We start from the raw sequence: 317 nt of genomic DNA, 5'->3' as shown, positions 1-317 counted from the left end.
GACCATGGCTGGCCATAATGGTCGTCAGCACGTTCCTGTCTTTGTTCCCGACGAAATGGTCGGCCACAAACTGGGTGAATTTGCACCGACACGTACTTATCGCGGCCATGCTGCAGAAAAGAAAGCCAAGAAGAAATAAGTAGGAGGAAGAGATGGAAACTATTGCTCAACATCCCCATGCTCGTTCTTCTGCTCAGAAGGTTCGCCTGGTGGCAGACCTGATTCGCGGTAAGAAAGTGTCGCAGGCCCTGGATATTGTGACCTCCACCAACAAGAAAGCTGCTGTGTTGGTTAAGAAAGTCCTGGAATCTGCCATT

2 protein-coding genes are annotated in these 317 nt (G+C 50.2%); both read left to right on the top strand.

The genetic code is table 11. The features are described 5' to 3' along the window. Positions 1-139: ribosomal protein S19 family protein (locus KVT28_RS24775; RefSeq protein WP_217550787.1), on the top strand; the 139-nt coding region annotated here is incomplete at its 5' end. Between the two features lie 13 nt (positions 140-152). Continuing rightward, positions 153-317, top strand: a 165-nt coding sequence (locus KVT28_RS24770) for a 50S ribosomal protein L22 (protein ID WP_305801798.1), incomplete at its 3' end; no start/stop codon positions are given.

It is taken from the genome of Pantoea sp. GbtcB22 (assembly GCF_019091025.1).
GTDB lineage: Bacteria > Pseudomonadota > Gammaproteobacteria > Enterobacterales > Enterobacteriaceae > Pantoea > Pantoea leporis.
This window is presented reverse-complemented; position numbering and strand designations above follow the sequence as displayed.